Genomic DNA, 22971 nt, shown 5'->3' with positions numbered 1-22971 from the left:
CAGCCTGTTAGGGAGAGCATTGATGCTCGAAGGCCCTGTCAGCACGGTCGTGCTCGCCGCCGGGGAAGGCACCCGCATGCGGTCGTCCACGCCGAAGGTGCTGCACCGGATCGCCGGACGGTCTCTCGTCGAACACGCGGTGCGTGCGGCGGCGGGCACAGACCCCGACCACCTGGCCGTCGTCGTCGGACACGGCCGTGAAGCGGTCACCGAGCACCTGGAGGCGCTGTCCGGCGCGCTGGGCCGCAAGGTCACCGTCGCCGTGCAGGCCGAGCAGAAGGGCACCGGGCACGCGGTCTCCTGCGGTCTGGCGGAGCTGCCCCACGACCTGGGCGGGACCGTGGTCGTGAGCTACGGCGACGTCCCGCTGCTCGACACCGGGACGTTCAGGGCCCTGCTGGCCGAGCACTCGGCCGCCGGCAACGCCGTGACCGTGCTGACCGCCGTGGTGGACGACCCCACCGGGTACGGCCGGATCGTGCGCGACCCCGACGGAACCGTGCAGGGCATCGTGGAGCAGAAGGACGCCTCCGCGACCGAGCGGCTGATCACCGAGATCAACTCGGGCGTGTACGCGTTCGACGCCGCCGTGCTGCGCGACGGCCTGTCGCGGCTGTCGACCGACAACGCCCAGGGCGAGCTGTACCTGACCGACGTGCTCGGCATCGCCCGCGGCGACGGCCTGCGGGTCGGCGCGCTGGTCGCGTCCGACCGCTGGCTGGTCGAGGGCATCAACGACCGCGTGCAGCTGGCCGCCGTGGGCGCCGAGATGAACCGCAGGATCGTCGAGGGCCACCTGCGCTCCGGCGTCACGTTCGTCGACCCGTCCTCGGCGTGGGTGGACGCGGACGTGAGGATCGGCCAGGACGCGCTGATCGAGCCGAACGTGCAGCTCCGCGCGGGCACGGTGATCGGCGCCGGTGCCGTGGTCGGCCCGGACACCACGCTGTCCGGCGTCACGGTGGGCGACGGCGCGTCGGTCGTGCGCACGCACGGCAGCGACTCGGTCATCGGCGAGCGCGCGAGCGTCGGCCCGTTCGCCTACCTGCGCCCCGGCACGTCTTTGGGGGTCAAGGGCAAGATCGGCACGTTCGTCGAGACGAAGAACTCGACGATCGGCGAGGGTTCGAAGGTCCCCCACCTGTCCTACATCGGTGACGCCACGATCGGTGATCACAGCAACATTGGTGCAGCATCGGTAACCGTCAACTACGACGGGGTGAACAAGCACCGCACGATCGTCGGATCCCACTGCCGCACCGGCTCGGACAACATGTTCGTAGCGCCGGTGACGGTGGGCGATGGTGCTTACACCGGCGCGGGCACGGTCCTGCGCCGCAACGTCCCACCGGGCGCGCTCGCCGTGTCCGGCGGCCCACAGCGCAACCTCGAAGGCTGGGTCATCAGCCGGCGCGAGGGCACGGCAGCCGCCCAGGCAGCTGCCGCGGCACTCGCGCAGCAGAATTCCGAGAAGACTGAGGAGGGTCGCTGACCGTGAACCCGCAGATGCCCGGCACACCGAAGAAGAACCTGATGCTCTTCGGAGGGCGTGCCTACCCGGAGCTGACGGAAGAGGTCGCGAAGCACCTCAACGTCACCGTGACCCCGCAGCAGGCCTACGACTTCGCGAACGGCGAGATCTTCGTCCGCTTCGAGGAGTCGGTCCGCGGCTGCGACGCCTTCGTGATCCAGTCGCACACCGCGCCCATCAACCAGTGGCTGATGGAACAGCTGATCATGGTCGACGCCCTGAAGCGCGCCTCGGCCAAGCGCATCACCGTGATCCTGCCGTACTACCCCTACGGCAGGCAGGACAAGAAGCACCGCGGCCGCGAGCCCATCTCCGCCCGCCTCATCGCGGACATGTTCAAGACCGCCGGCGCCGACCGCCTCGTCTCGGTCGACCTGCACACGGCCCAGATCCAGGGCTTCTTCGACGGCCCGGTCGACCACCTGTGGGCCATGCCGCTGCTCGCGGACCACATCCGCGGCAAGTACGCGGGCCACGAGCTCACCGTCGTCTCCCCCGACGCCGGCCGCACCAAGCTGGCCGAGAAGTGGGCGGACACGCTCGGCGGCGCGCCGATCGCGTTCATCCACAAGACCCGCGACCCGCTGCGACCCAACGAGGTCGTCTCGAACCGCGTGGTCGGCAAGGTCGAGGGCCGCCTCTGCATCGTGATCGACGACATGGTCGACACCGGCGGCACCATCGCCGGCGCCGTGAAGCAGCTGCTCAGCGAGGGTGCCGCCGACGTGGTCATCGCCGCGACGCACGGCATCCTCTCCGGCCCTGCCACCCAGCGCCTGCAGGACTCGGGTGCCCGCGAGGTCGTGTTCACCGACACCCTGCCGATCCCGGCGGAGAAGCGGTTCCCGAACATGACCGTGCTGTCCATCGCGCCGCTGCTCGCGCGCGTGATCCAGGAGGTCTTCGAGGACGGCTCCGTCACCTCGCTGTTCGACGGCAACGCCTGACCTCCGTTCTTTGACCGCACGCGGGGACCTTTCGTACCGTCTGGGAGTACGAAAGGTCCCCGCGTGCGTTCGCGAGGACCCCCCGATTAGGCCTGTCGACGCCACTCACCTACACTGGTCGGGTTGCCTCGGCGAGGGCGAGCTCCACAGCTCGGCGTGATCGACGCGGTGGCTTGATGCCGCGCGTGTTGACCGTTTCCGCGCTGCTCGCCGCCGCTGGCCACCACCCCAAGCCTCAACCGCTGATACTTGTGCACCGCCCCGACGTACAAGGCCAGACTTGTAAGGAGTACCCCACCGTGTCCGAGGTTCGTCTCGCCGCTGAGCAGCGCACCGAATTCGGCAAGGGCGCCGCCCGCCGTACCCGTCGCGCCGGCAAGATCCCCGCGGTCCTCTACGGCCACGGTTCCGACCCGAAGCACCTGGCCCTGCCGGCGCTCGAGTTCGCCCGTGTCGTCCGCGAGCACGGTCAGAACGCCGTCCTCACCCTCGCCCTCGACGGCGGTAGTGAGCTGGCGCTGACGAAGACCGTCACCACGCACCCCATCAAGAACTACATCGAGCACGTCGACCTGCTGCTCGTCCAGCGCGGCGAGAAGGTCACCGTCGAGGTGCCGCTGGTCATCTCGGGCGAGCCCGCTTCGGGCACGCTGCTGACGCAGGACCTCAGCACGATCCAGATCGAGTCCGACGCGATGAACATCCCGGAGCAGATCGAGCTGTCGATCGCCGACGTCGCCGCGGGCACGCAGATCCACGCCAGTGACCTGACGCTGCCGGAAGGCGCCGCCCTGATCACTGACGCCGACGCTCTCGTCGTCGCCGTCAACGAGGCGCCGTCCGCGGCTCAGATGGAGGGCGACGACACCGCTGCAACCCCGGCCGAGGCCACCGAGGAGAGCTGAGCCCCATCACGTCGGGCCGGACACACGGCGCGCCACCCCCTCACGAGGGGGGAGGCGCGCCGTTGCAGTACCTGAGTCCGGCCGAGATCCGCGGTCGCACGTTCCGCCGCAAGCGCCAGGGCTACGACCCCGGCCAGGTGAACGAGTTCCTGCTGATCATCGCCGACGCGCTGGCCGGCCGGATGCGCCTCAACCCCGAGCACGTGCAGACCGTCCGGTTCGCCGCGGTGCCCAACGGCTACGACCCGCAGGCCGTGGACGAGCTGCTGCACCTGCTGGAGTTCCAGGTCCGCAACGGCGTCGTGCCGCCGACCGGCCTGAACACCGGCGCGGACCTGACGGCGCGCAAGATCCCCAGGTCGAGCACCGGCTACGATCGCGTCGAGGTCGACGCCTTCCTCGCCCGTGCCGCGGCCAACCTGGACGGCAGGGGCGCGATGACCTCCACCGAGGTCCGCAACACCCGGTTCAGCACCACGTCCGGTCTGCTGGGTCGCGGGTACCAGGTGCAGGCCGTGGACACGTTGCTGGACGAGATCGAGCAGGAGCTGCGCTTCCGTGGACGATGAGCTCGCCCGAGACGGCCTCGCGCTGATCGTCGGCCTGGGCAACCCGGGCCCGAAGTACGAGGGCAACCGCCACAACATCGGCTTCCTCGTCCTCGACGAGCTGGCCGCCCGCGTCGGCGGCAAGTTCAAGGCCCACAAGTCCGGCGCCGAGGTCGTCGAGGGCCGCCTGTCCGGCCGCCGCGTCGTCCTCGCCAAGCCGCGCAGCTTCATGAACCTCTCCGGCGGCCCCGTCTCCAGCGCGGCGAAGTTCTACAAGCCGGGCCTGATCGTCGTCGTCCACGACGAGCTCGACCTCCCGTTCGCCGCGGTCAGGATGAAGCTCGGCGGCGGCGACAACGGCCACAACGGACTCCGCTCCATCACGAAGTCGTTGGGCACCAAGGACTACCACCGCGTGCGCTTCGGCGTGGACCGCCCGCCGGGCCGCATGGACCCCGCCGACTACGTGCTGAAGGACTTCTCCACCGTCGAACGCAAGCAGCTCGCCCTGGAGATCGACCGGGCGGCGGACGCGACGGAGGCCCTCATCTCGAAGGGCCTGGAAGCCGCACAAAACGCCTTCCACTGAGCCGTGCGCTGAGCGCATGACCAACCGAAAGGGCCATGCCGCGTAAGCGCCGCCCCGACGTGCTCAAGGGCTTGTCCGGCCGGCTCCTCGCCGACCTGGGCCGCGTCGAACGCTCCCGCAACTACCTCAGCCCCGGCTCGGTCGAGCTCGCGCTCCGCGTCTGGACCAGCTGGCTCGCCTCTCCGGCACGGCACCGGTGGATGGACGAGACGCCGTGGGAGTGGGACCACTACCCGGAAGAAGATCCGTTCAGGGCCCGCGACCTCCTCGACGCCGTCGCCTGCGCGCTCCCCCGCACGAGCGCGCGGGAGCTGCGCAGGCGACTCGACGAACTCGATGACCTCTACTAGACCAGTGCGGCCGCCGCGGACCGCCGCAGCTTGCCCGACGGCGTCTTCGGCAACGTCCCCGGCGGCTGCACCACGACGGAGAACGGCCGCAACCCGACCGCGTCGACCACGCGGGCCGTGATCTCCTTGACCAGCCCCTTCTCCGCGTCCGCGTCGCCGGCGAGCTTCGACTCGACGACCACGGCGAAGCGTTCGCGCTGGGTTCCGGCGTCCAGCCGCACGGCAACCGCGTTGCCCGCGCGCACGCCCTCGACGGAGCACGCGGCGCGTTCCACGTCGGTGGGGTAGATGTTGCGGCCGCCCATGATGATGACGTCCTTGCGGCGGCCGCAGACGACGACCTGGCCGTCCTCGACGACGTAGCCGAGGTCGCCGGTGGACAGCCAGCCCTCGGCGTCCTGCGTCGCCAGTGGACCGTCCACGGTCAGGTAGCCGGGGGTGACGGCGTCGCCGCGGAGCTGGATCTCGCCGACGCCGCGCAGGCCCATGACCTGACCGGTGTCGGTGACGACCCGCAGTTCCAGGCCGGGCAGCGGCGGGCCCAGCAGCGGGTAGGCGCGGCCCGTCTCGGACGGCACGGCCTGGCGTGAGGCCTCCAGCTCGTCGGCGTCGACGACGTCGACTTCCAGGCCGGTGTCCAGCGGTGCGAAGGCGACGCCCAGCGTGGTCTCGGCCATGCCGTAGGCGGCGAGGATCGACTCCGGGCGCAGGCCGAAGCGGGCACCGGCGTCGATGAACGACTTCACGGCGGCCGGGTCGATCGGCTCGGCGCCGTTGAGCGCCAGGCGCAGGGTCGACAGGTCGAACGAGTCGGACGAGGACGCCAGGCGGCGGGCCACGATCGCGTAGGCGAAGTTCGGCGCGGCGGTGATCGTGCCCCGGTGGCGGGTGATGAGGTCCGCCCACAGGGTGGGGCGGGCCAGGAAGTCGACCGGCGTGACCTTCACGAGCTCCAGGCCGAACAGCATCGGCACGGTCAGGAAGCCGACCATCCCCATGTCGTGGAACAGCGGCAGCCACGACACCATCACGTCGGACTCGGGGTCCAGCGCCGCTGCCTCGCGCATTCCGAGCGCGTTCGACATGAGGTTGCGGTGGGTGATCCGCACGGCCTTCGGGTCGGCCGTGGAACCACTGGTCAACTGCAGCAGTGCGGTGGCATCCTCGGAGGTGGGAACAGGGTTTTCGATCGGCTCGCCGTCGAGCTCGGACAGCTTCCGGTAGGCGATCCCGTGCTGCTCCAGCACGGGGGCCAGCGCGTCGAACGGGCTGCCGAGCAGCACCAGCCGCGAGTCGATCATGGCGAGCACCCGCACCGTGTCCTCGGCCCACTCGGCCAGGTCGGTGCGCGGTGTGGGTTGATGCAACATCGTGACGCTGCCGCCGCACAGCCACGCGGCCTGCACGGCCGGGGCGATGGCGGCGGGTTCGGCGGCGAGCACTGCGATCGCGGTGCCCGGCGCCACGTCGAGCGCACCGGCCACCCGCCGGGCGCGTTCGTGCACCTCGGCCCAGGTCCGGCGGACGGGCGCGGCGGGTTCCCCCGTCGTCATGCCCCTGTCCCTGCCGTTTGCGGCCGTCGCCAGCATCACATCCACGAACTGACTCATGTTCGTGATCGTAGTGGCGGCCTTTGGTCCATCAGGGCGAAACGTTGTGCCACGCGAAACGCGATACTCCCGAGTACAGGTACGCAGGAGGAGGTCATTGGTGGATCGGGGCGGCCCCGGAGCGCAGCATCGTCTGCCCGCGCATCCGGCACCTCTGCTCTCCGCGCAGGACGTGGCGCTCGTCGCGTTCCACCGCCCCCCGCAGGGGCGGCGCGGCTACGACGCGGCTGAGGTGGACGCATTTCTCGACCGGGTCGAGGACACCATGCGCAGCAAGGACATCCTCACGCGCGAGGACGTGCTGAACGTCAGGTTCCGCACGGCGACCCGTGATCCGGGTTATGACGTGAACGAGGTCAACGTGTTCATGGAGCTGGTGGCGGACACGCTGCGGTCCACTCCGCAACGCCAGCAGGCCGCCGCACCGGCCCAGGGCGCGCACGCCACGTCGCAGGCGCTCAGGCCCGCGGTGCGACTGTCCCCCGACGACGTTGCCGCCGTGCGCTTCCACAAGCCCAGACCGGGGACCCGCGGGTACCACGAGGGCCAGATCGACGCGTTCCTCGACCGCATCGAGGCCACCCTGCGCGGCGAGGACAACCTGACCGCCCAGCAGGTGCAGGACGCGGTGTTCGGTGAGACCGCTCCCGGCACGTTCGGCTACGACTCCGAGGACGTCGACACCTTCCTCGACCTGGTCGTGCTCATGTTCGAGACCGCTCCCCCGCCCGCACCCGCGGCCCCTCCGACGGCGCGGCTGCCGCAGCAGCGCCCGCTGCTCCAGGGACCGCCGCCGCGGCAGCAGCCCGCACCGAAGCCCCCGGCGGCACCACGTCCGCAGCTGGCCCCGCCGGTGCAGCCGCAGGCCGCACTGCCCGCCTCAGCGCGCCCCGAGGCCGTTGCGGACGGGAAGCTCACCGCGAAGGACATCCGCAACGTCGCGTTCCACCGCCCTCCCCGTGGCCGCCGCGGTTACCAGGAGTCCCAGGTGGACGCTTTCCTCGACCGCATCGAGGCGACCCTGCTGGGGCAGGACAACCTGACGGGCAAGGACGTCCGCGACGTCCGCTTCTCCCGTCCGCTGATCGGCCGCCGCGGGTACGACGAGACCGAGGTGGACGCGTTCCTCGCCCAGATCGAGCAGCAGCTCTCCGGGCCGGTGCGCAGCATGCCGCAGGTGAAGTCGTGGAAGGACCTGCGCCAGCTGCGCATCCCGCAGGCGGCGTCCGGCCAGCGCGGCTACCGCACCGCGCAGGTCGACCGGGTGCTGGAGGAGATCGGCGTCGCGCTCGACGGCATGCTGGGGGCGACCTCCGAGGAGGTCGTGAAGACCCGCTTCAGCTACGCGCTGCTGACCGGTCAGGGCTACGACACGTCGTTCATCGACGAGCTGCTGCCCCAGCTGGCCGACGAACTGCGCCGCCGAGGCCGCTGACCCCTGTTGCTGCCGGCGTCTGCAAGTACTACCGACTCGCAGTTGGTGGTACTTGCAGACGCTCTCAGCCGCACAGGGAGTTGGGCGAGGAGAAGTAGCTGATGCCGTACGCGGTGTCCGTGCCGCCGTTGCGGCTCCAGGCCGTCACGCACGGGTGCTTGTCGGCCGAGCTGTAGAACTTGCCGTCTTCCTTCCACTGGCCGGACAACGTCCGCGTCCTGACCTTGAACAGCAGGCCGCGTCCCTTGTCGACCGACGCGCAGTACCCGGGAGCCGCCTCACCCGACGCGCCGTGCGACCCGAGGAACACGATCTGGGCCCTGGCGCTGCTGCCCTTGCTGATGCACACGCTGTAGCGCAGCGTGTCGGCCGCCGCGGCGGTGCCGGCACCGGCCAGGGTCAACGCCCCGGTCGCCGCCAGCACACTGGCCGCCGCGACGATCCGCCTGCTCCACAACACCTTCACACCCATGGGATCCGCACTCTCCATCCGTTCGCAGTGGATCACCGGTGAGTCTGGTGCCGTGCGGGACCGGCTGGCGAGCCTCCGGCAGCGCCCGTAAGGATTCCGTTCTGTTTGCGGTCAGCCCTCGACGGCCTCGGCGGCTTCCATCCAGGCGGCCTCGACGTCGGACTCCTCGGCCAGCACGGACTTCAGCTCGGCGTCGAGCTTCAGCAGCCGGTCGGGGTCGGTGGCCGCCTCGGCGAGCGCCGCGTGCAGCTCGGCCTCCTTCTTGTGCAGCTGCTCCAGCCGCCGTTCCAGCCGGGCCAGCTCCTTGCGGGCGGCACGCTGGTCCGCGGCGTTCGACGGGGCCTTCTCCGCCGCGGGAGCGGCCGACTGCCGGTCGCGCACCGAGTCGCGGCGCCGCAGGTACTCCTCGATGCCGCCGGGCAGGTCGGTCAGGCCGCCGTCGCCGAACAGCGCCACGACCTTGTCGCACACGCGCTCGACGAGGTACCGGTCGTGCGAGATCACGACCAGCGTGCCCGGCCACGAGTCGAGCAGGTCCTCCAGCTGCTGCAACGTGTCGATGTCGAGGTCGTTGGTCGGCTCGTCGAGCAGCAGCACGTTCGGTTCGGCCATCAGCAGCCGGCACAGCTGCAACCGCCGCCGCTCGCCACCGGACAGGTCCGACACCGGCGTCCACTGCTTCTGCGACGAGAACCCGAACCGCTCGCCCAGCTGGGACGCGGACATCTCGTACTTGCCGAGCACGACCCGGCGTGCGACCTCCTCGATCGCCTCCAGCACGCGCATGGACCCGTTGAGGTCGAGCAGCTCCTGGGAGAGGTGCGCGATCTTCACGGTCTGACCCTGGATCCGCTTACCCGTCTCGGGTGCGCGCTCACCGGCCAGCAGCCGCAGCAGCGTCGTCTTGCCGGAGCCGTTGACGCCGACCAGGCCGATCCGCTCGCCGGGCCCGATCCGCCACGTCAGGTCGCGCACCAGCACACGGTCCGGAATGGACAGTGTGACGTCCTCGACCTCGACCACCGTGCGGCCCAGCCGCTTCTTCGCGAACGCGACGAGCTCGACGGTGTCGCGCACCGGCGGCACGTCCGCGATCAGCGCCTCGGCGGCTTCGATGCGGTAGCGCGGCTTCGACGTGCGGGCGGGAGCGCCCCGGCGCAGCCACGCGAGCTCCTTGCGGGCCAGGTTCTGCCGCTTCTCCTCGGCCGCGTCCGCGAGCCGCTGCCGCTCGGCGCGCGCGAAGATCCAGTCGGCGTACCCGCCCTCGTACTGCTCGACCTTGCCCTGCACCACTTCCCACGTGCGGTTGCAGACGGTGTCGAGGAACCACCGGTCGTGGGTGACGACGACGAGCGCGCACTTGCGGGCCAGCAGGTGCTCGGCGAGCCACCGCACACCCTCGACGTCGAGGTGGTTGGTGGGCTCGTCCAGCACGAGCAGCTCGAGGTCCTGGATCAACGCGGCCGCGAGCGCGACCCGGCGCCGTTCGCCACCGGACATCGTGGAGACCACGGAGTCCAGGCCCAGCGCCGTGATGCCGAGTCCGTCCAAAATGGACCGAACACGCGCGTCGGAGGCCCACTCGTGCTCGGCGTCGAAGCCGAGCGGGTCGATGACCGCGTTGCGCACGGTCGACCCCTCCGGCAGCTCGGTCCGCTGCGTCACGACCGCCATCCGCAGGTCGCGCGAGCGCGACACCCGGCCGTCGTCGGCGGGTTCGACCCCGGCCAGCACCTCGAGCAGCGTCGTCTTTCCGCCGCCGTTCAGGCCGACGACGCCGATGCGGTCGCCCTCGTTGACGCCGAGCGACACGCCGTCGAGCAGCGGCCGGACGCTGAACGACTTCGACACGGACTCCAGGTTGACCAGATTGGCCATCAAAACCTCACGACTCGTAAGAAACTGCCCGGTGAAGGCTACCCAGCACCGCCAACGCCCCCGCTCCCCGACCGCACGCGGGGACCCCACGTAACCCCCGAAGTGCACGCGGGGAGCTTGCGTACTCGTAGAGGGTACGAAAGCTCCCCGCGTGAGTTCCGAGATGCGGAAAACGGAGGGCGGGGGTCAGGCGTGGACCTCGGGAGGGGTGGGCTTCGGTTCCTCGGTCGTGATCACCCGCGCACCGGGCACCGGGCCCTGTGCGACGCGCACGGTCCGGCACACACCCGCGCCCGCGAGCTCGGCGGCGACGCGCACGGCCGTGTCGTTGTCCTCGCACAGGAACGCCGTCGTGGGGCCCGAACCGGACACGATGCCGGCCAGCGCGCCCGCGTCGACGCCCGCGCGCAACGTGCGGCGCAGGTTCGGCCGCAGCGAGACGGCGGCGGCCTGCAGGTCGTTGCCCAGCAGCAGCGCGAGCTGGCGCGGGTCACCGGAGGACAGGCCCTCCAGCACCGCCTCGACCGCGCCGACGCGGGGCGGGTCGCCCTCGGTGCGCAGCCGGTCGAGCTCGTCGAACACGTCCGGCGTGGACAGTCCGCGCCGGTCGAACGCCAGCACCCAGTGGAACTGGTGGCGGGCCAGCACCGGCACGATCCGCTCGCCGCGGCCGGTGCCGAGCGCGGTGCCGCCGTAGAGGCAGAACGGGACGTCGGCGCCGAGCTTCGCGGCCAGCTCGGCCAGCTCGTCGCGGCTGATCTCCAGCCGCCACAGCGCGGCCAGGCCGACCAGGGTGGCCGCGGCGTCCGCGCTGCCACCGGCCATGCCGCCGGCGACGGGGATGGCCTTGCGGATCACGACGCGGACCTTGGGGTCGTCCGGGTCCTTGCCGACGTGGGCGGCGAGCAGCCGCACGGCACGCCAGGCGAGGTTGCCGGCACCGGTGGGCACCTGGTCGGCGCCCTCGCCGTGGACCTCGACGCCGGGCTCGTCCGCGACGGCGACGGTGACCTCGTCGGCCAGGGACAGCGCCTGGAAGATGGTCACCAGGTCGTGGTAGCCGTCCGGTCGCACGTCGCCGACGGCCAGGTGCAGGTTGACCTTGGCCGGGACGCGGACCGTGACCGGAGGGGGAACGACAGCGAGCACCTCGTCAGCCTACGGGCGATCGGCGTGTGCGGACTCCTCCCCCGGTCACCACGGGCCTCAGACCGGGATGACGGAGCCGTTGAAGGTCTGCTTGATGTAGTCCTTGACCTGCTGCGACGCCAGCAGCTCGGCGAGGTCCCTGATCCGCTTGTCGTCCTTGAGCTCGCTGCGGGTGACGAGGCCGTTGGCGTTGGGGTTGCCCTCGGCCTTCTCCAGCACCAGCGCGTCGGTGGCGGGCTTGAGCTGCGCGTCGATGGCGTAGTTGCCGTTGATCACCGCGGCGTCGGTGTCCTCCAGCGAGCGCGGCAGCTGGGCCGCCTCCAGGGGCACGAACTGCAGGTTCTTCGGGTTCTCCGCGACGTCGCGGACGGTCGGCTGGTCCACGGCCTTGAGCTTGATCAGGCCGTTGGCCTCCAGCAGCTTCAGGCCGCGGGCCTCGTTGGTGGCGTCGTTGGCGACCGCGACCTTGGCGTTCTGCGGCAGCTCGTCGACCTTCTTGACCTTCTTGGAGTACAGGCCCAGCGGCTCGACGTGCACGCCCTCGACCCACTCGACCTTCGCGCCGCTCTCCTTCGTGAACGTCGCCAGGTACGGGACGGTCTGGAAGTAGTTGGCGTCGAGCGAGCCGTCGACCAGTGCCGTGTTCGGCTGGACGTAGTCGGTGAACTCGACGACCTCGATCTTCAGGCCCTTGGACGCCGCGAGGTTGTCGGCGACGTACTTGAGGATCTGCGCGTGCGGGACCGGCGAGACGCCGACCTTCAGCGTGTCCGAAGCGGACGAACCACCGGACGAGCAGGCGGACAGAGCAGTCAAACCGGTCAAAGCGGCAGCGATGAGGGCAGCACGAATGCGCATGACGTTCCTTTTGAGAATTGCTACTGGGTCAGACGGAGGCGTGCCGGCGTCGGTCCGACGCACGGGCGGCACGGGTGAAGCCGAACTGGATCACGGTGGTGAGCACGGCGAGCCACGCCACGGTGCTCCACAGGATCCGGTCGTTGAAGCGCTGGTAGCCCTCGCGGATGGCCAGGTCGCCGAGGCCACCGCCGCCGATCACGCCCGCCATGGCCGAGTAGCCGATGAGGGCGATGACCGTGACGCCGATGGCGTTGATGAGCGCCGGCAACGACTCGCGGATGAGCACGCTGCGCACGATCCTGAGCGTCGAGGCACCGGTCGTGATCGCGGCCTCGACCACGGTCACGTGCACCTCGGACAGGATGTTCTGCACGAGCCGCCCGACGAACGGGATCGCTCCCACGGCCAGCGGCACGATGACCGCCGTGCTGCCGATGGACCCGCCGACGATCAGGCGGGTCACGGACGTGAGGGCGACGAGCAGCACGATGAACGGCATCGAGCGGCCCAGGTCGGTGACGAAGCTGAGGGCCCTGTGCACCGCGGCGTTCGGCCGCAGCCCGCCCTTGGCGGTGAGCTGCAGCCAGACCCCGACGGGAACTCCGAGAACTGTGGCGATCACGGTGGAGACGCCGACCATGTACAGCGTCTCCCCGGTGGCCTCGACGAGGTAGCTCACCACGTCGGACCAGGGTGTTGCAGACCTCACGCAGCTACTCCCTGCGGCCCCTTCAGGGACCTCTGAACCGCGCCGCCGGCCTCACCGATCCACTCCAGCGCCGAGTCGGACCGCTCGCCGTTCAGGCCGAGGCGGAACCGCGCGACGGGGGTCTCGCCGAGGCGGGTGAGCCCGCCACCGACGATGTTCAGCTCGACGCCGAACCGGTGCGCGGCCTCGGGCAGCAGCGCGCCGACCGCGGCGAACCCGACGAGCACGACGTCCGCGACGCGGTCGTAGGCGTTCTCGTTGATCGGGTTCAGGTCGACGGCGGGCAGCAGCGCGGAGCTCGTGCGGCTGGCGGCGTTGTTGACGAGGTCGAGCACCTTGCCGTGCTCGACGACCTGGCCCTGCTCCAGGACCGCGACGTCATCGCAGATCTTGCGGACCACACCCATGTCGTGCGTGACGACGAGGACGGTCACACCCAGCTCTGCGCGCGCACGGTCGAGCACCGCCAGCACGGACCCGGTGGTCTCCGGGTCGAGTGCGCTGGTGGGCTCGTCGGCCAGCAGGACGGACGGGTTGGCGGCGAGGGCGCGCGCAACGGCGATGCGCTGGCGCTGCCCGCCGGAGAGCTGGTCGGGGTACGCGGCGGCCTTGTCGGTGAGCCCGACGAGGTCCAGCAACTCGCCCACGCGGGTGCGCCGCTGCGGTCCCGGCACGCCGGCGGACTCCAGCGGCAACGCGATGTTGCCGGCCGCGGTCCGCTGCCGCAGCAGCGAGTCCCCTTGCGGCACAACGCCGATCTGCCGGCGGGCGGCACGCAGCGCCGAGCCGTCGAGCGAGGTGATGTCGGTGCCGTCGACGCGGATCGCACCCGAGTCGGGGCGCTCCAGCAGTGCGACGCAGCGGGCCAGCGTGGACTTGCCGGCGCCGCTCGGGCCGACGACGCCGAGCACGGTGCCGGCCTGGACGTCGAGGGTGACGCCGTTCAGCGCGTTGACACCCTGGAAGGACTTGGTGAGGTTTTCGACAGTGATCACTTCTGCTCCACGGCTGCGCGCGACGGCGCACGCTCCCGTTGTGCGGGGGTGCGCGGTCGAAGTTCTGCTCAGGTGTGTGCGCCACTCAGCGACCGAGTGCGCGTCAAAGGACTTTGAGAAGGCGCCTTAGACGAGGTGGCGACGACATGCAGAAGCGGTGCGACGGCACTGGTCGACGACTCGACGGCGCGTCAGCATTCGCGAGGTACCCACGTGATCCTCCATCGGTCCTGGCGTTAGCACCTGCCCGCATCCAGCGGGTGGTTGCTGCGACGTCGTAGAGCCAGGTCTCTCAGTCGCTCCGGATGGCAGTTAGCAGTCAACCGGACGGACGTTCGGTTGCGCAAGCCAGATTCGGATTCGTTCGACAGATCACACTGTTGGCCGAAGGATCGCCGGATCAGACCTCGGCGATCCGGACAAAGTCGATCACGCTCAACTGCTCGCCCCTGACCTGGGGATCGATGCCCGCTTCGGCCAGCAGTTCGTCGACGTGCGGCGTGTAGCTCTTGAGGGCGGCCCTGAGGGTCTTGCGGCGTTGCGCGAAGGCCGTGTCGACGATCTTGAACAGCTTGTTCTTGTCCACTGTGGACAACAGCTTTTCGTGGCGCTGGAAGGCAACCAGCCCGGAGTCGACGTTGGGCGCGGGCCAGAAGACGTTGCGCCCGACCGACCCCGCCTTGCGCGCGTCGGCGTACCAGGCGAGCTTCACGCTGGGCACCCCGTAGACCTTGCTGCCGGGCTTCGCCGCCATCCGGTCGGCGACCTCCGCCTGGACCATGACGAGCCCCTTGCGCAGGCTCGGCAGCTCGTGCAGGAGGTGCAGCACCACGGGCACCGCGACGTTGTACGGCAGGTTGGCGACGATCGCGGTCGGTTGTACCGGCAGGTCCTCTTGGGTGACTTTCATGGCGTCCTTGAGGACCACGTGGAGCTTGCCGGCGTTGGCCGGGTCGTGCTCCTGGACCGTCTGGGGCAGCCGGTGCGCCAACGGCGGGTCGATCTCGACCGCGACCACCTCAGCGGCTGCCGGGAGGAGCGCGAGGGTCAGCGAGCCCAGGCCGGGGCCGACCTCCAGGACGACGTCCTCGTCGGTCAGACCGGCGGCGGCGACGATCTTGCGGACCGTGTTGGGGTCGTGCACGAAGTTCTGGCCCAGCTTCTTGGTCGGGCGGATGCCCAGCTCTTCGGCTAGACGGCGGACTTCGGCGGGTCCCAACAGGCTCACCGGGGCATTGTCTCAGGTCACTCACCAAAGACCTCAGGTTGCCCACCGAAGACCTCAAGTTACCCACCGAAGACCTCAAGTTACCCACCGAAGACCCCCGCCCCCCTGCTGCGTCGAGTGCACGCGGGGAGCTTTCGTACTCACCTGGAGTACGAAAGGTCCCCGCGTGCGGTCAAGCAGAGCGGAGGGATGGGTGGGGAGGCGGGGTTACGGCAGGCCGAGCTTCGCGCGGCAGCCGGGCCACGCGGAGTACGTGCCGCCACGGCCGTCGCGGAGCTTGGTGGCGATGGCGATCTGCTGTTCGCGGGTCGCCTGGTGCGGCAGGGCCGCGTAGGCGGTGCCGCCGTAGGCCGCCCAGGTGCTCGCGTTGAACTGGAGGCCGCCGTAGTAGCCGTTGCCGGTGTTGATGGCCCAGTTGCCGCCGGCCTCGCACTTGGCCAGGCGGTCCCACACCTCGCCGTCGGGGAGGGGCTTGGTGCCGACCGCGATCTTCTTCGGCTTCGGCTCCTTGGTGACCTTGCCGCCGATCTTCTCGCGGTTGATCTCCTTGCCGTTCTTCACCGTCACGCGGTAGGTGGAGATCTGCTCGCCGGCCTCGCCGGGCTCCAGGACCTTCTGCTGACCCTGGTTCAGGGTCGGGTCGTTGGTCTTCTCGACGGGCGGGGCGACCGGCTCGTTCACGTTGATGACCGTGACGCCGGTGCGGGAGATGTAGACCTCGGCGCCGGAGGCCAGGCGCACGTCGGTGCCGGCCTGGACCGCGTCCTCGGGACCGAGGGTGAGGTTCTCGCTCTTCAGCAGCTCGTCGACGGTGACGGCGGTGGTCTGGACCTCGCGGACCGGGTTCGCGCCGTCGAAGAGCTTGACGACCTTGCGGGTCTTCACCTCGAGGTTCATGCCGTCGAGGGGGACCTCGGAGCCGGTGGGCGCGGAGAACCACGAGCCGTCGACCGGGACGCCGAGCTGCTTGGCGGCCTCCTCGACGGTGACCGAGCGGACCCAGTCCTCACGGGACTGGCCGTCGACGCTCATCTTGAGCAGGCGGCCGCGGTCGAGGGTGATCTTGCCGCCGTCGGAGATCGGGGCGTTGAGCGACGGGGACAGCGCGTCGTGCTCGCCGACCCTGATGCCCTCCTCCGCGAGGACCTCGCCGACCGTGCCCTCGTAGGAGTGGACGGTCGAGGTGATGCCGTCGATGTCCACGGCCACGGACTTGTCCATCGCCATCGCGGTCACGCCACCGCCGGAGATGGAGACCAGAACCGCGGCGACCGCGCCCTTGAGGAAGCGGCGCTTCCAGGACGAGACGGCCGTGACGAGGAGCTGCGGGTCCTCCTTCTCCTCTTCCTCCGTGGGGAGGACGAGGGGCGGCATGATCGTCGTCTCGGCGTTGATGAGCCGGATCAGCTCGTCGACGTCGACGTTCGCCGTCGCGAGGAGCTCGTCGGCGTCAGGGCCGAGCACCTCGAGCACGTCCGCGGGCGAGATCGTCAGCGCACCGGCGGGGAAGCTCGGGTGGGGGTCGGCCACCGCGACCGCGGTGTTCCCGACCGGCGTGAACCAGTCGGTGTCCTCGTTGAAGTCGTACGGAGCGGCAGTTCTGTCGCTACCAGACAAGGGTCGATACCTCCATTGCGGAAGCTCCGAGGCCACCGCACAGTTGGCGTTGACAAGATCATTCGAGTTGCAGCTCGAAGGTTCCCGGCAACTCCTCCTACGTGGTCTCGCTGCTTCGCGCTTCCGGCTTGGGACCCGCCCCGACTGCGGGCGTGCTCCGAACCGACAGGGTCGGTTCAGGTGGCACGGTCACGGGACAGTAACGGGGCAGCCGACGTTGCGCAAACACCCCCACCGATGTTGTGACCTCAGTCACCCGTAGAGGTAGGAACCCTTTGCTCCGTTCGTCTCAAGTCGCATCTCAGTGGCCAAGCCCGAAGACTCGTTGAGCAGTACGGGTGACGGCGGCAGCGAGTTCAGAAAGATCTTCGCCACGCAGGGTGGCCAAGGCCCGAACTGTGTAATTCACACAATAGGGTTCGTTCGGCCGCCCCCGGAACGGGTGGGGCGTCAGGAAAGGCGCGTCCGTCTCGACGAGCAGCTGATCCTGCGGCACCAGCCGGGCCGCCTCCTGCAGGGCACGGGAGTTCTTGAACGTCACCGGGCCCGCGAACGACAGCACGTACCCCGCGTCCACGCACCGGCGCGCGAAGTCCGCGTCACCGGAGAAGCAGTGGAAGACCACTGTGGACGGTGCGCCCTCGGCGTCGAGCACCTTGAGGACGTCCTCGTGCGCGTCCCGGTCGTGGATCATCAACGGCTTCCCGACGCGCTTGGAAAGGTCGATGTGCCAACGGAAAGCGTCTTGCTGCGCGGCCGGCGGCGAGTAGTCCCAGTAGTAGTCGAGACCGGTCTCGCCGATCGCCACGACGCGGTCGAACCGGGCCAGCCGCTCCAGCTCGGCCTTCTCCGCGTCGCCGAACGCGGCGGTGCGGGTCGGGTGGACCGCCACGGCCGCGTAGACCCGCGGGTCCCAGGTGGACGCCTCCGCGGCCCACTGCGCGGACTTCAGGTCGTCCGCGACCGTCACCACGTGCGAGACGCCGGCGGCCTCCGCCCGGTCCAGCAGCACGGCCACGTCGGCGGCGTCGACGGCACCGCACGCGTCGAGGTGGGTGTGGGCGTCGACCACCGGCACCGGAAGGGCTTCCGGCACCGGCGGTCGTTCCCGCTTCTCCGCCACTAGTCGGTGACGATCGGGGCCCACTCGGGCCCGGTCTCGCCCAGCTTCGGGTCGAGCTTCGCGAACAGCGGCGAGGGCTTCTGCAGCGGCCGGCCGACCTCGATCGGCGTCGACTCCCACTTCGCCTGCTCGCCCGCGTAGTCACCGGTCAGCACCGGGTACGAGCGGTCGGGCACGTCGAGGTCGGTGACCTCGTCCATCGACGGCTGCGCGGCCCACACGCCCGTGCCGCCCAGCGCCTCGTGCACCTGCTGCGCCGAGTGCGGCAGGAACGGCGTCATGAGCGTGTTCGCGTCCTGCACGACCTGCAACGCCGTGTGCAGCACGGAGTCGCGGCGGTCCGGGTCGTCCTTGAGCTTCCACGGCTCCTGGTCGGACAGGTACTTGTTCGCCAGCGAGATCACGCGCATGGCCTCGCCGGAGGCCTGCTTGAACCGCGAGCGGCGCAGGTGCGCGCCGACTGTGTCGAACGCCGCCTTCGACTGGCGCAGCAGCTCGTGGTCGGCGTCGGTCAGCGCGGTCGCCTTCGGGATGGCGCCGACGTTCTTGTGCGCCATGGAGATCGAGCGGTTGACCAGGTTGCCCCACTCGTTCGCCAGCTCGAAGTTGGTCCGGCGGACGAACTCCTCCCAGGTGAAGTCGGTGTCCTGGTTCTCGGGACCCGCGACGGAGATGAAGTACCGCAGCGCGTCCGGCCCGAACTCCTTGAGGAAGTCGCCGACGTAGATCACGGTGCCGCGCGAGGTGGAGAACTTCGAGCCGCTCATCGTCAGGTACTCCGACGACACGACCTCGGTCGGCAGGTTCAGCGTGCCGAACCGGCCGGGCTCGCCGCCCTTGTCGCCCGCGCCGTTCTGGCCCAGCAGCAGCGACGGCCAGATGAGCGAGTGGAAGACGATGTTGTCCTTGCCCATGAAGTAGTAGCCCTGGGCGTCACCGGTCCAGAACTCCTTCCAGGCGTCGGGGTTCCCAGTGCGCCGTGCCCACTCGACGGACGCGCTCAGGTAGCCGATGACGGCGTCGAACCACACGTAGAACCGCTTCATCGGCTGGTCGCTCCACCCGTCGAGCGGGATCGGCACACCCCAGTCGAGGTCGCGGGTGATGGCGCGCGGCCGCAGGTCCTTGATCAGGTTCTGCGAGAACTTGAGCACGTTCGGGCGCCACTCGGACCGCGTGCCCATCCACGAGCCCAGCGACTCGATGAACGAGGGCAGGTCGAGGAACAGGTGCTCCGTCTCGACGAACTTGGGCGTCTCGCCGTTGATCCGCGAGCGCGGGTTCTTCAGGTCGATCGGGTCGAGCTGGTTGCCGCAGTTGTCGCACTGGTCGCCGCGCGCGCCGTCGTAGCCGCAGATCGGGCAGGTGCCCTCGATGAAGCGGTCGGGCAGCGTCCGGCCGGTCGACGGGCTGATGGCGCCCATCTCGACCTTGGGGATGACGTAGCCGTTCTTCCACAGCGCGGAGAACAGGTCCTGCACCACCTGGTAGTGGTTGCCGGTGGTGGTGCGGGTGAAGAGGTCGTAGGACAGGCCGAGGCCCTGCAGGTCGGAGGCGATGACGCGGTTGTACTTGTCGGCGAGCTCGCGGGCCGTCAGGCCCTCCTTCTCGGCCTGCACCTGGATGGGCGTGCCGTGCTCGTCCGTGCCGCTGACCATGAGCACCCGGTGTCCGGACATTCGCATGTAGCGGGAGAAGACGTCGGACGGGACACCGAAACCGGAGACGTGACCGATGTGCCTGGGGCCGTTGGCATAAGGCCAGGCCACCGCGGTCAGTACGGAGGCACTCATGTGCATAGCCTACGGAGGCGGTGCCAGCCGCTTTTCACTGCATGGGAGGTCGGTTTGTCCGCGACCAGGATGCTGGTGCTCGGCGTGGTCAAGCTCGTCGGCGAGGCGCACGGCTACCAGGTGCGCCGTGAGCTGCAGTCGTGGTCGGCGGAGTCTTGGGCGAACGTGCAGCCAGGTTCGATCTACCACGCGCTGAAGTCGCTGGCCAAGGACGGACTGCTGGAACCGGTCGGCACCGAGTCCCGCGAGGGCCCCGCCCGCACCTCCTACCGGATCACGCCGTCCGGTGAGCACGAGCTGGACGACCTCCTCGCGCACGCGCTCGCGAACCCGGCCGCCGGCAACGACGAGGTGTCCGCGGGCGTCGCGATGCTCACCCTCGTCCCGCGCAAGCAGGCCGTCGTGCTGCTGAAGAACCGCCTCGCAGGCTTGGAGGGGCAGCTCACCCCGACCCGGCACGGCATCACCTCGATGCCGGAGATGGGCAAGCCGGCGCACGTCAGCGAGCTGTTTCGACTGTGGCTCGTCCACCTCGAAGGTCAGGTCCGGTGGACTCGGGAGCTGATCGAACGCCTGGAGGCCGGTGCGTACGAACTTCGGGACTAGTCAAACTTGAATAGTCCCGACTAGCCTCTGGTCAAACTTGACTAGAGGGGGTTCCGGCATGATCAAGGCACGCGGCCTCGCACGCCGCTTCACCACGAAGGCCGGTCCGGTGGACGCGGTGCGCGGCGTCGACATCGACGTCGCCGAGGGCGAGCTCGTCGGGTTCCTCGGACCCAACGGCGCCGGCAAGTCGACGACGCTGCGCATGCTCACGACACTGCTGCGGCCCACGGCGGGCGAAGCGCTCGTCGCCGGGCACGACCTGCTCACCGACCCGGCGGGCGTGCGCCGCAACATCGGCTACGTCGGCCAGAAGCCCGGCGCGGGCCTGGACCAGCGGGTCGCCGACGAGCTGGAGCTCCAGGCCCGGTTCTACGGCCTCTCCCGGCACGACGCCCGCAGGAAGGTCGCCGGCCTGCTCGAACGGTTCGACCTGACCGGGCTGGAGCAGCGCGGCGTAGGCACGCTCTCGGGCGGCCAGCAGCGCAGACTCGACCTCGCGATGGGCATGCTGCACGACCCGCGGCTGCTGTTCCTCGACGAACCGTCCACCGCGCTCGACCCGCAGAGCCGCCGCAACCTGTGGGACCACATCCGGCAGCTCAGGGCCGACGGCGTGACGGTCTTCCTGACCACCCACTACCTCGACGAGGCCGACCACCTCAGCGACCGGCTGCTCGTCATCGACCAGGGCGCGATCGTCGCCGAGGGGTCGCCGGACGAGCTGAAGCACCGCGTCTCCGGCGACCTGGTCGTGCTCGGCACGCCGCAGGCCGCGCTGGTCGCGACCAAGTTCGCCGACGCCGCCGTGGACGGCGAGGAGGTCAGCTTCCGCATCCCGAACGGCGACCGCGCGCTGCCGTCGTTGCTGAAGGACCTCGACAACATCGGTGTCGAGCTGCACTCCGTCCAGGTGCACCGGCCGACGCTCGACGACGTGTTCCTGACCATGACCGGCCGCTCACTGCGGGAGGACAGCAATGCTGCGTGACACCTGGCTCGTGTTCTGGCGGGTGATGCTGCCCGTGCTGCGCAACCCCGTGGCGGTGGTCTTCGGCATCGCCCAGCCGTTGCTCTACCTCGGGCTCTTCGGGCCGTTGCTGGGCGAGGGCGGCTGGCAGTGGTTCGTGCCGGGCCTGCTGGTGCAGATGGCGTTGTTCGGCACGGCCTACGCGGGCTTCTCGCTGCTGCCGGAGGTGCGCACGGGCGTGATGGAACGCCTGCGGGTCACCCCGGTCAGCCGGGTCGCGCTGCTCGTCGGGCGGGTCGGCAAGGACGTGGTGCTGCTGGTCGTGCAGAGCCTGTTGATCATGCTGGCCGCGATGCTGTTCGGCTTCCGGGCGTCGGCGGGTCAGGTGCTGCTCGGCCTCGGGCTCGTGGCGTTGCTCGGCGTCGCGATCGGCTCGGTGTCGTACGCGATCGCGTTGAAGGTGAAGCTGGAGTACGTCTTCGCGTCGGTGCTGTCGGCGTCCATCGTGCCGTTGATGCTGTTGAGCGGCGTGCTGCTGCCCATGTCGAACGGCCCGCAGTGGCTCTACTGGCTGTCGCGGGTCAACCCGCTGGCGCACGTCGTGGACGCCGAGCGGTCGATCTTCAACCCCGGCACGGTGACGTACGGGCTGGTCTCGGTCGCGCTGCTGGTCGTGGCCGGCGTGCTCTACGGCATCCGCACGTTCAACCGGGAGTCAGCTTGAGGAACGCGGGGGCCCCGCGTTTCCCCAGGGGGAACGCGGGAGTCCCGCGTTCCCCTGAAAAGGCAGGTCAGCTTGACCTGACCGCCGCGTCGTAGAGAGTCTTCTTGCTGATCCCGGCCGCCTCCGCGACCTCGGCGGCGGCCGACTTCATCCGCTCCCCGTCGGCGACGCGCTGCCTGACCTCGGCGACGAGCGTGTCGAGGTCCGGCGTGTCCGCCACGGGGGCGGGGCCGAGCACCACGGTGATCTCGCCGCGTGCGCCGTCCACGGCCCACGCGGCGAGTTCGGCCAGCGACCCGCGCACGACCTCCTCGTACTTCTTCGTGAGCTCGCGGCACACGGCGGCACGGCGGCCGGGCCCGAGCACCTCGACGGCGTCCTGGAGCGTGTCCGCGAGCCGGTGCGGGGCCTCGAAGAAGACGACGGTGCGCTGCTCGGTGGCCAACGGGGCGAACCAGCGCTTGCGCTCACCGGACTTGCGCGGCGGGAACCCGTCGAACGCGAACCGGTCGCTCGGCAGCCCGGACAGCGCCAGCGCCGTCGTGACCGCGGACGGCCCCGGCAGGCACGTGACGGTGATGTCCTGCTCGACACACGCGGCGACGAGCCGGTAGCCCGGATCGGACACCGACGGCATGCCGGCGTCCGTCACGAGCAGCACGGTCTCGCCGCCGTGCAGCGACTCGAGGAGCCCCGGCAGGCGCGCCTGCTCGACCTGGTCGTAGAAGCTGATCACCCGCCCGGAGGGTTTGACCTGCAGTGCCGCCGCGAGGCTGTGCAGTCTGCGGGTGTCCTCCGCGGCGATGACGTCCGCCGTCGCCAACGCCTCCACCAGGCGCGCGGAGGCGTCGCGGATGTCGCCGAGCGGAGTAGCGGCGAGGACCAGACGGCCTGAACCGGATACAGGACTCACGTGGTTCACCCTACGATC

22 protein-coding genes and 1 riboswitch are annotated in these 22971 nt (G+C 70.0%); of the genes, 10 read left to right on the top strand and 12 right to left on the bottom strand.

Annotated features, from left to right (window positions below):
* The first annotated feature begins 22 nt into the window (after positions 1–22).
* The 6 genes from glmU to ACZ7CH_RS17410 all read left to right on the top strand — a co-directional run bounded on the left by glmU (position 23) and on the right by ACZ7CH_RS17410 (position 4870).
* Complete coding sequence (gene glmU, locus ACZ7CH_RS17435) at positions 23–1492, top strand: bifunctional UDP-N-acetylglucosamine diphosphorylase/glucosamine-1-phosphate N-acetyltransferase GlmU (RefSeq protein WP_360385865.1); 1470 nt, start codon at positions 23–25, stop codon at positions 1490–1492.
* Between the two features lie 14 nt (positions 1493–1506).
* Positions 1507–2478, top strand: coding sequence for a ribose-phosphate diphosphokinase (locus ACZ7CH_RS17430; protein ID WP_360386664.1), 972 nt, complete (start codon positions 1507–1509; stop codon positions 2476–2478).
* Positions 2479–2777: 299 nt separating this feature from the next.
* On the top strand, positions 2778–3383 hold the full coding sequence (locus ACZ7CH_RS17425) for a 50S ribosomal protein L25/general stress protein Ctc (RefSeq protein ID WP_360385863.1): 606 nt from the start codon (positions 2778–2780) through the stop codon (positions 3381–3383).
* Positions 3384–3445: 62 nt separating this feature from the next.
* A complete protein-coding gene (locus tag ACZ7CH_RS17420) occupies positions 3446–3952 on the top strand; it encodes a DivIVA domain-containing protein (protein ID WP_470374330.1) in 507 nt (168 codons plus the stop codon).
* Entirely contained in the window at positions 3942–4520 is a 579-nt protein-coding gene (gene pth / locus ACZ7CH_RS17415) for an aminoacyl-tRNA hydrolase (RefSeq protein WP_360385859.1), read from the top strand. Before ACZ7CH_RS17420 ends, pth begins: the two co-directional genes overlap by 11 nt.
* Before the next feature lie 35 nt (positions 4521–4555).
* Positions 4556–4870 (top strand): hypothetical protein, encoded by a 315-nt coding sequence (locus ACZ7CH_RS17410; RefSeq protein ID WP_470374329.1) that lies wholly within the window; start codon positions 4556–4558, stop codon positions 4868–4870.
* On the opposite strand, the gene ACZ7CH_RS17405 is transcribed toward ACZ7CH_RS17410, so the two are convergent.
* Positions 4867–6480, bottom strand: coding sequence for a fatty acyl-AMP ligase (locus tag ACZ7CH_RS17405; protein ID WP_470374328.1), 1614 nt, complete (start codon positions 6478–6480; stop codon positions 4867–4869). The genes ACZ7CH_RS17410 and ACZ7CH_RS17405 overlap by 4 nt on opposite strands.
* 100 nt (positions 6481–6580) lie before the next feature.
* Between ACZ7CH_RS17405 and ACZ7CH_RS17400 the strand changes: the two genes are divergently transcribed.
* On the top strand, positions 6581–7915 hold the full coding sequence (locus tag ACZ7CH_RS17400; protein ID WP_470374327.1) for a DivIVA domain-containing protein: 1335 nt from the start codon (positions 6581–6583) through the stop codon (positions 7913–7915).
* A 64-nt stretch (positions 7916–7979) separates the two neighbouring features.
* Here ACZ7CH_RS17400 and ACZ7CH_RS17395 read toward each other — a convergent pair whose 3' ends face one another.
* The 10 genes from ACZ7CH_RS17395 to metG all read right to left on the bottom strand — a co-directional run bounded on the left by ACZ7CH_RS17395 (position 7980) and on the right by metG (position 19740).
* The gene (locus ACZ7CH_RS17395) at positions 7980–8387 is read right to left on the bottom strand and encodes a hypothetical protein (protein WP_458429447.1); all 408 of its coding nucleotides are present in this window, start codon (positions 8385–8387) and stop codon (positions 7980–7982) included.
* Positions 8388–8498: 111 nt separating this feature from the next.
* Positions 8499–10265 carry an ABC-F family ATP-binding cassette domain-containing protein gene (locus tag ACZ7CH_RS17390; protein WP_360385851.1) on the bottom strand — a complete coding sequence of 589 codons (1767 nt, stop codon included), beginning with the start codon at positions 10263–10265 and terminating at the stop codon, positions 8499–8501.
* A gap of 186 nt (positions 10266–10451) precedes the next feature.
* Positions 10452–11414, bottom strand: a complete 963-nt coding sequence (locus ACZ7CH_RS17385; RefSeq protein WP_360385849.1) for a 4-(cytidine 5'-diphospho)-2-C-methyl-D-erythritol kinase — start codon at positions 11412–11414, stop codon at positions 10452–10454.
* Between the two features lie 57 nt (positions 11415–11471).
* Entirely contained in the window at positions 11472–12272 is an 801-nt protein-coding gene (locus ACZ7CH_RS17380; protein WP_360385847.1) for a MetQ/NlpA family ABC transporter substrate-binding protein, read from the bottom strand.
* 28 nt (positions 12273–12300) lie between these two features.
* Positions 12301–12984 carry a methionine ABC transporter permease gene (locus ACZ7CH_RS17375; RefSeq protein WP_360385845.1) on the bottom strand — a complete coding sequence of 228 codons (684 nt, stop codon included), beginning with the start codon at positions 12982–12984 and terminating at the stop codon, positions 12301–12303.
* A complete protein-coding gene (locus ACZ7CH_RS17370) occupies positions 12981–13979 on the bottom strand; it encodes a methionine ABC transporter ATP-binding protein (protein ID WP_360385843.1) in 999 nt (332 codons plus the stop codon). Before ACZ7CH_RS17370 ends, ACZ7CH_RS17375 begins: the two co-directional genes overlap by 4 nt.
* A gap of 218 nt (positions 13980–14197) precedes the next feature.
* Positions 14198–14291, bottom strand: a riboswitch (SAM riboswitch).
* Positions 14292–14379: 88 nt separating this feature from the next.
* The gene (rsmA, locus tag ACZ7CH_RS17365; RefSeq protein WP_360386659.1) at positions 14380–15201 is read right to left on the bottom strand and encodes a 16S rRNA (adenine(1518)-N(6)/adenine(1519)-N(6))-dimethyltransferase RsmA; all 822 of its coding nucleotides are present in this window, start codon (positions 15199–15201) and stop codon (positions 14380–14382) included.
* Between the two features lie 213 nt (positions 15202–15414).
* Positions 15415–16824 (bottom strand): transglycosylase family protein, encoded by a 1410-nt coding sequence (locus ACZ7CH_RS17360; protein ID WP_360385841.1) that lies wholly within the window; start codon positions 16822–16824, stop codon positions 15415–15417.
* A 301-nt stretch (positions 16825–17125) separates the two neighbouring features.
* Positions 17126–17920, bottom strand: a complete 795-nt coding sequence (locus ACZ7CH_RS17355) for a TatD family hydrolase (protein ID WP_360385839.1) — start codon at positions 17918–17920, stop codon at positions 17126–17128.
* Between the two features lie 26 nt (positions 17921–17946).
* On the bottom strand, positions 17947–19740 hold the full coding sequence (metG, locus tag ACZ7CH_RS17350; RefSeq protein ID WP_360385837.1) for a methionine--tRNA ligase: 1794 nt from the start codon (positions 19738–19740) through the stop codon (positions 17947–17949).
* A gap of 54 nt (positions 19741–19794) precedes the next feature.
* Between metG and ACZ7CH_RS17345 the strand changes: the two genes are divergently transcribed.
* Genes ACZ7CH_RS17345 through ACZ7CH_RS17335 form a run of 3 tightly spaced genes read left to right on the top strand, consistent with a single transcriptional unit; the run spans position 19795 to position 22040 of the window.
* Positions 19795–20346, top strand: coding sequence for a PadR family transcriptional regulator (locus ACZ7CH_RS17345; RefSeq protein ID WP_360385835.1), 552 nt, complete (start codon positions 19795–19797; stop codon positions 20344–20346).
* A 58-nt stretch (positions 20347–20404) separates the two neighbouring features.
* Positions 20405–21337, top strand: a complete 933-nt coding sequence (locus ACZ7CH_RS17340; protein WP_470374326.1) for an ATP-binding cassette domain-containing protein — start codon at positions 20405–20407, stop codon at positions 21335–21337.
* On the top strand, positions 21327–22040 hold the full coding sequence (locus ACZ7CH_RS17335; protein ID WP_458429451.1) for an ABC transporter permease: 714 nt from the start codon (positions 21327–21329) through the stop codon (positions 22038–22040). Before ACZ7CH_RS17340 ends, ACZ7CH_RS17335 begins: the two co-directional genes overlap by 11 nt.
* A gap of 67 nt (positions 22041–22107) precedes the next feature.
* On the opposite strand, the gene rsmI is transcribed toward ACZ7CH_RS17335, so the two are convergent.
* The gene (gene rsmI, locus ACZ7CH_RS17330; RefSeq protein ID WP_458429452.1) at positions 22108–22953 is read right to left on the bottom strand and encodes a 16S rRNA (cytidine(1402)-2'-O)-methyltransferase; all 846 of its coding nucleotides are present in this window, start codon (positions 22951–22953) and stop codon (positions 22108–22110) included.
* Between the last annotated feature and the right edge of the window lie 18 nt (positions 22954–22971).

The sequence above is a fragment of the Lentzea sp. NPDC037011 genome (assembly GCF_055607425.1).
The sequence above is the reverse complement of the archived record's forward strand: the minus strand, read 5'-3'. Positions and strand labels throughout refer to the sequence as shown.

Coding starts and splice junctions, on each gene's coding strand:
- ACZ7CH_RS17390 (WP_360385851.1), bottom strand. CDS start 10,265: ATGGCCAATCTGGTCAACCTGGAGTCCGTGTCGAAGTCGTTCAGCGTC.
- ACZ7CH_RS17340 (WP_470374326.1), top strand. CDS start 20,405: ATGATCAAGGCACGCGGCCTCGCACGCCGCTTCACCACGAAGGCCGGT.
- ACZ7CH_RS17430 (WP_360386664.1), top strand. CDS start 1,507: ATGCCCGGCACACCGAAGAAGAACCTGATGCTCTTCGGAGGGCGTGCC.
- ACZ7CH_RS17410 (WP_470374329.1), top strand. CDS start 4,556: ATGCCGCGTAAGCGCCGCCCCGACGTGCTCAAGGGCTTGTCCGGCCGG.
- ACZ7CH_RS17395 (WP_458429447.1), bottom strand. CDS start 8,387: ATGGGTGTGAAGGTGTTGTGGAGCAGGCGGATCGTCGCGGCGGCCAGT.
- ACZ7CH_RS17380 (WP_360385847.1), bottom strand. CDS start 12,272: ATGCGCATTCGTGCTGCCCTCATCGCTGCCGCTTTGACCGGTTTGACT.
- ACZ7CH_RS17405 (WP_470374328.1), bottom strand. CDS start 6,480: ATGAGTCAGTTCGTGGATGTGATGCTGGCGACGGCCGCAAACGGCAGG.
- metG (WP_360385837.1), bottom strand. CDS start 19,740: ATGAGTGCCTCCGTACTGACCGCGGTGGCCTGGCCTTATGCCAACGGC.
- glmU (WP_360385865.1), top strand. CDS start 23: ATGCTCGAAGGCCCTGTCAGCACGGTCGTGCTCGCCGCCGGGGAAGGC.
- ACZ7CH_RS17335 (WP_458429451.1), top strand. CDS start 21,327: ATGCTGCGTGACACCTGGCTCGTGTTCTGGCGGGTGATGCTGCCCGTG.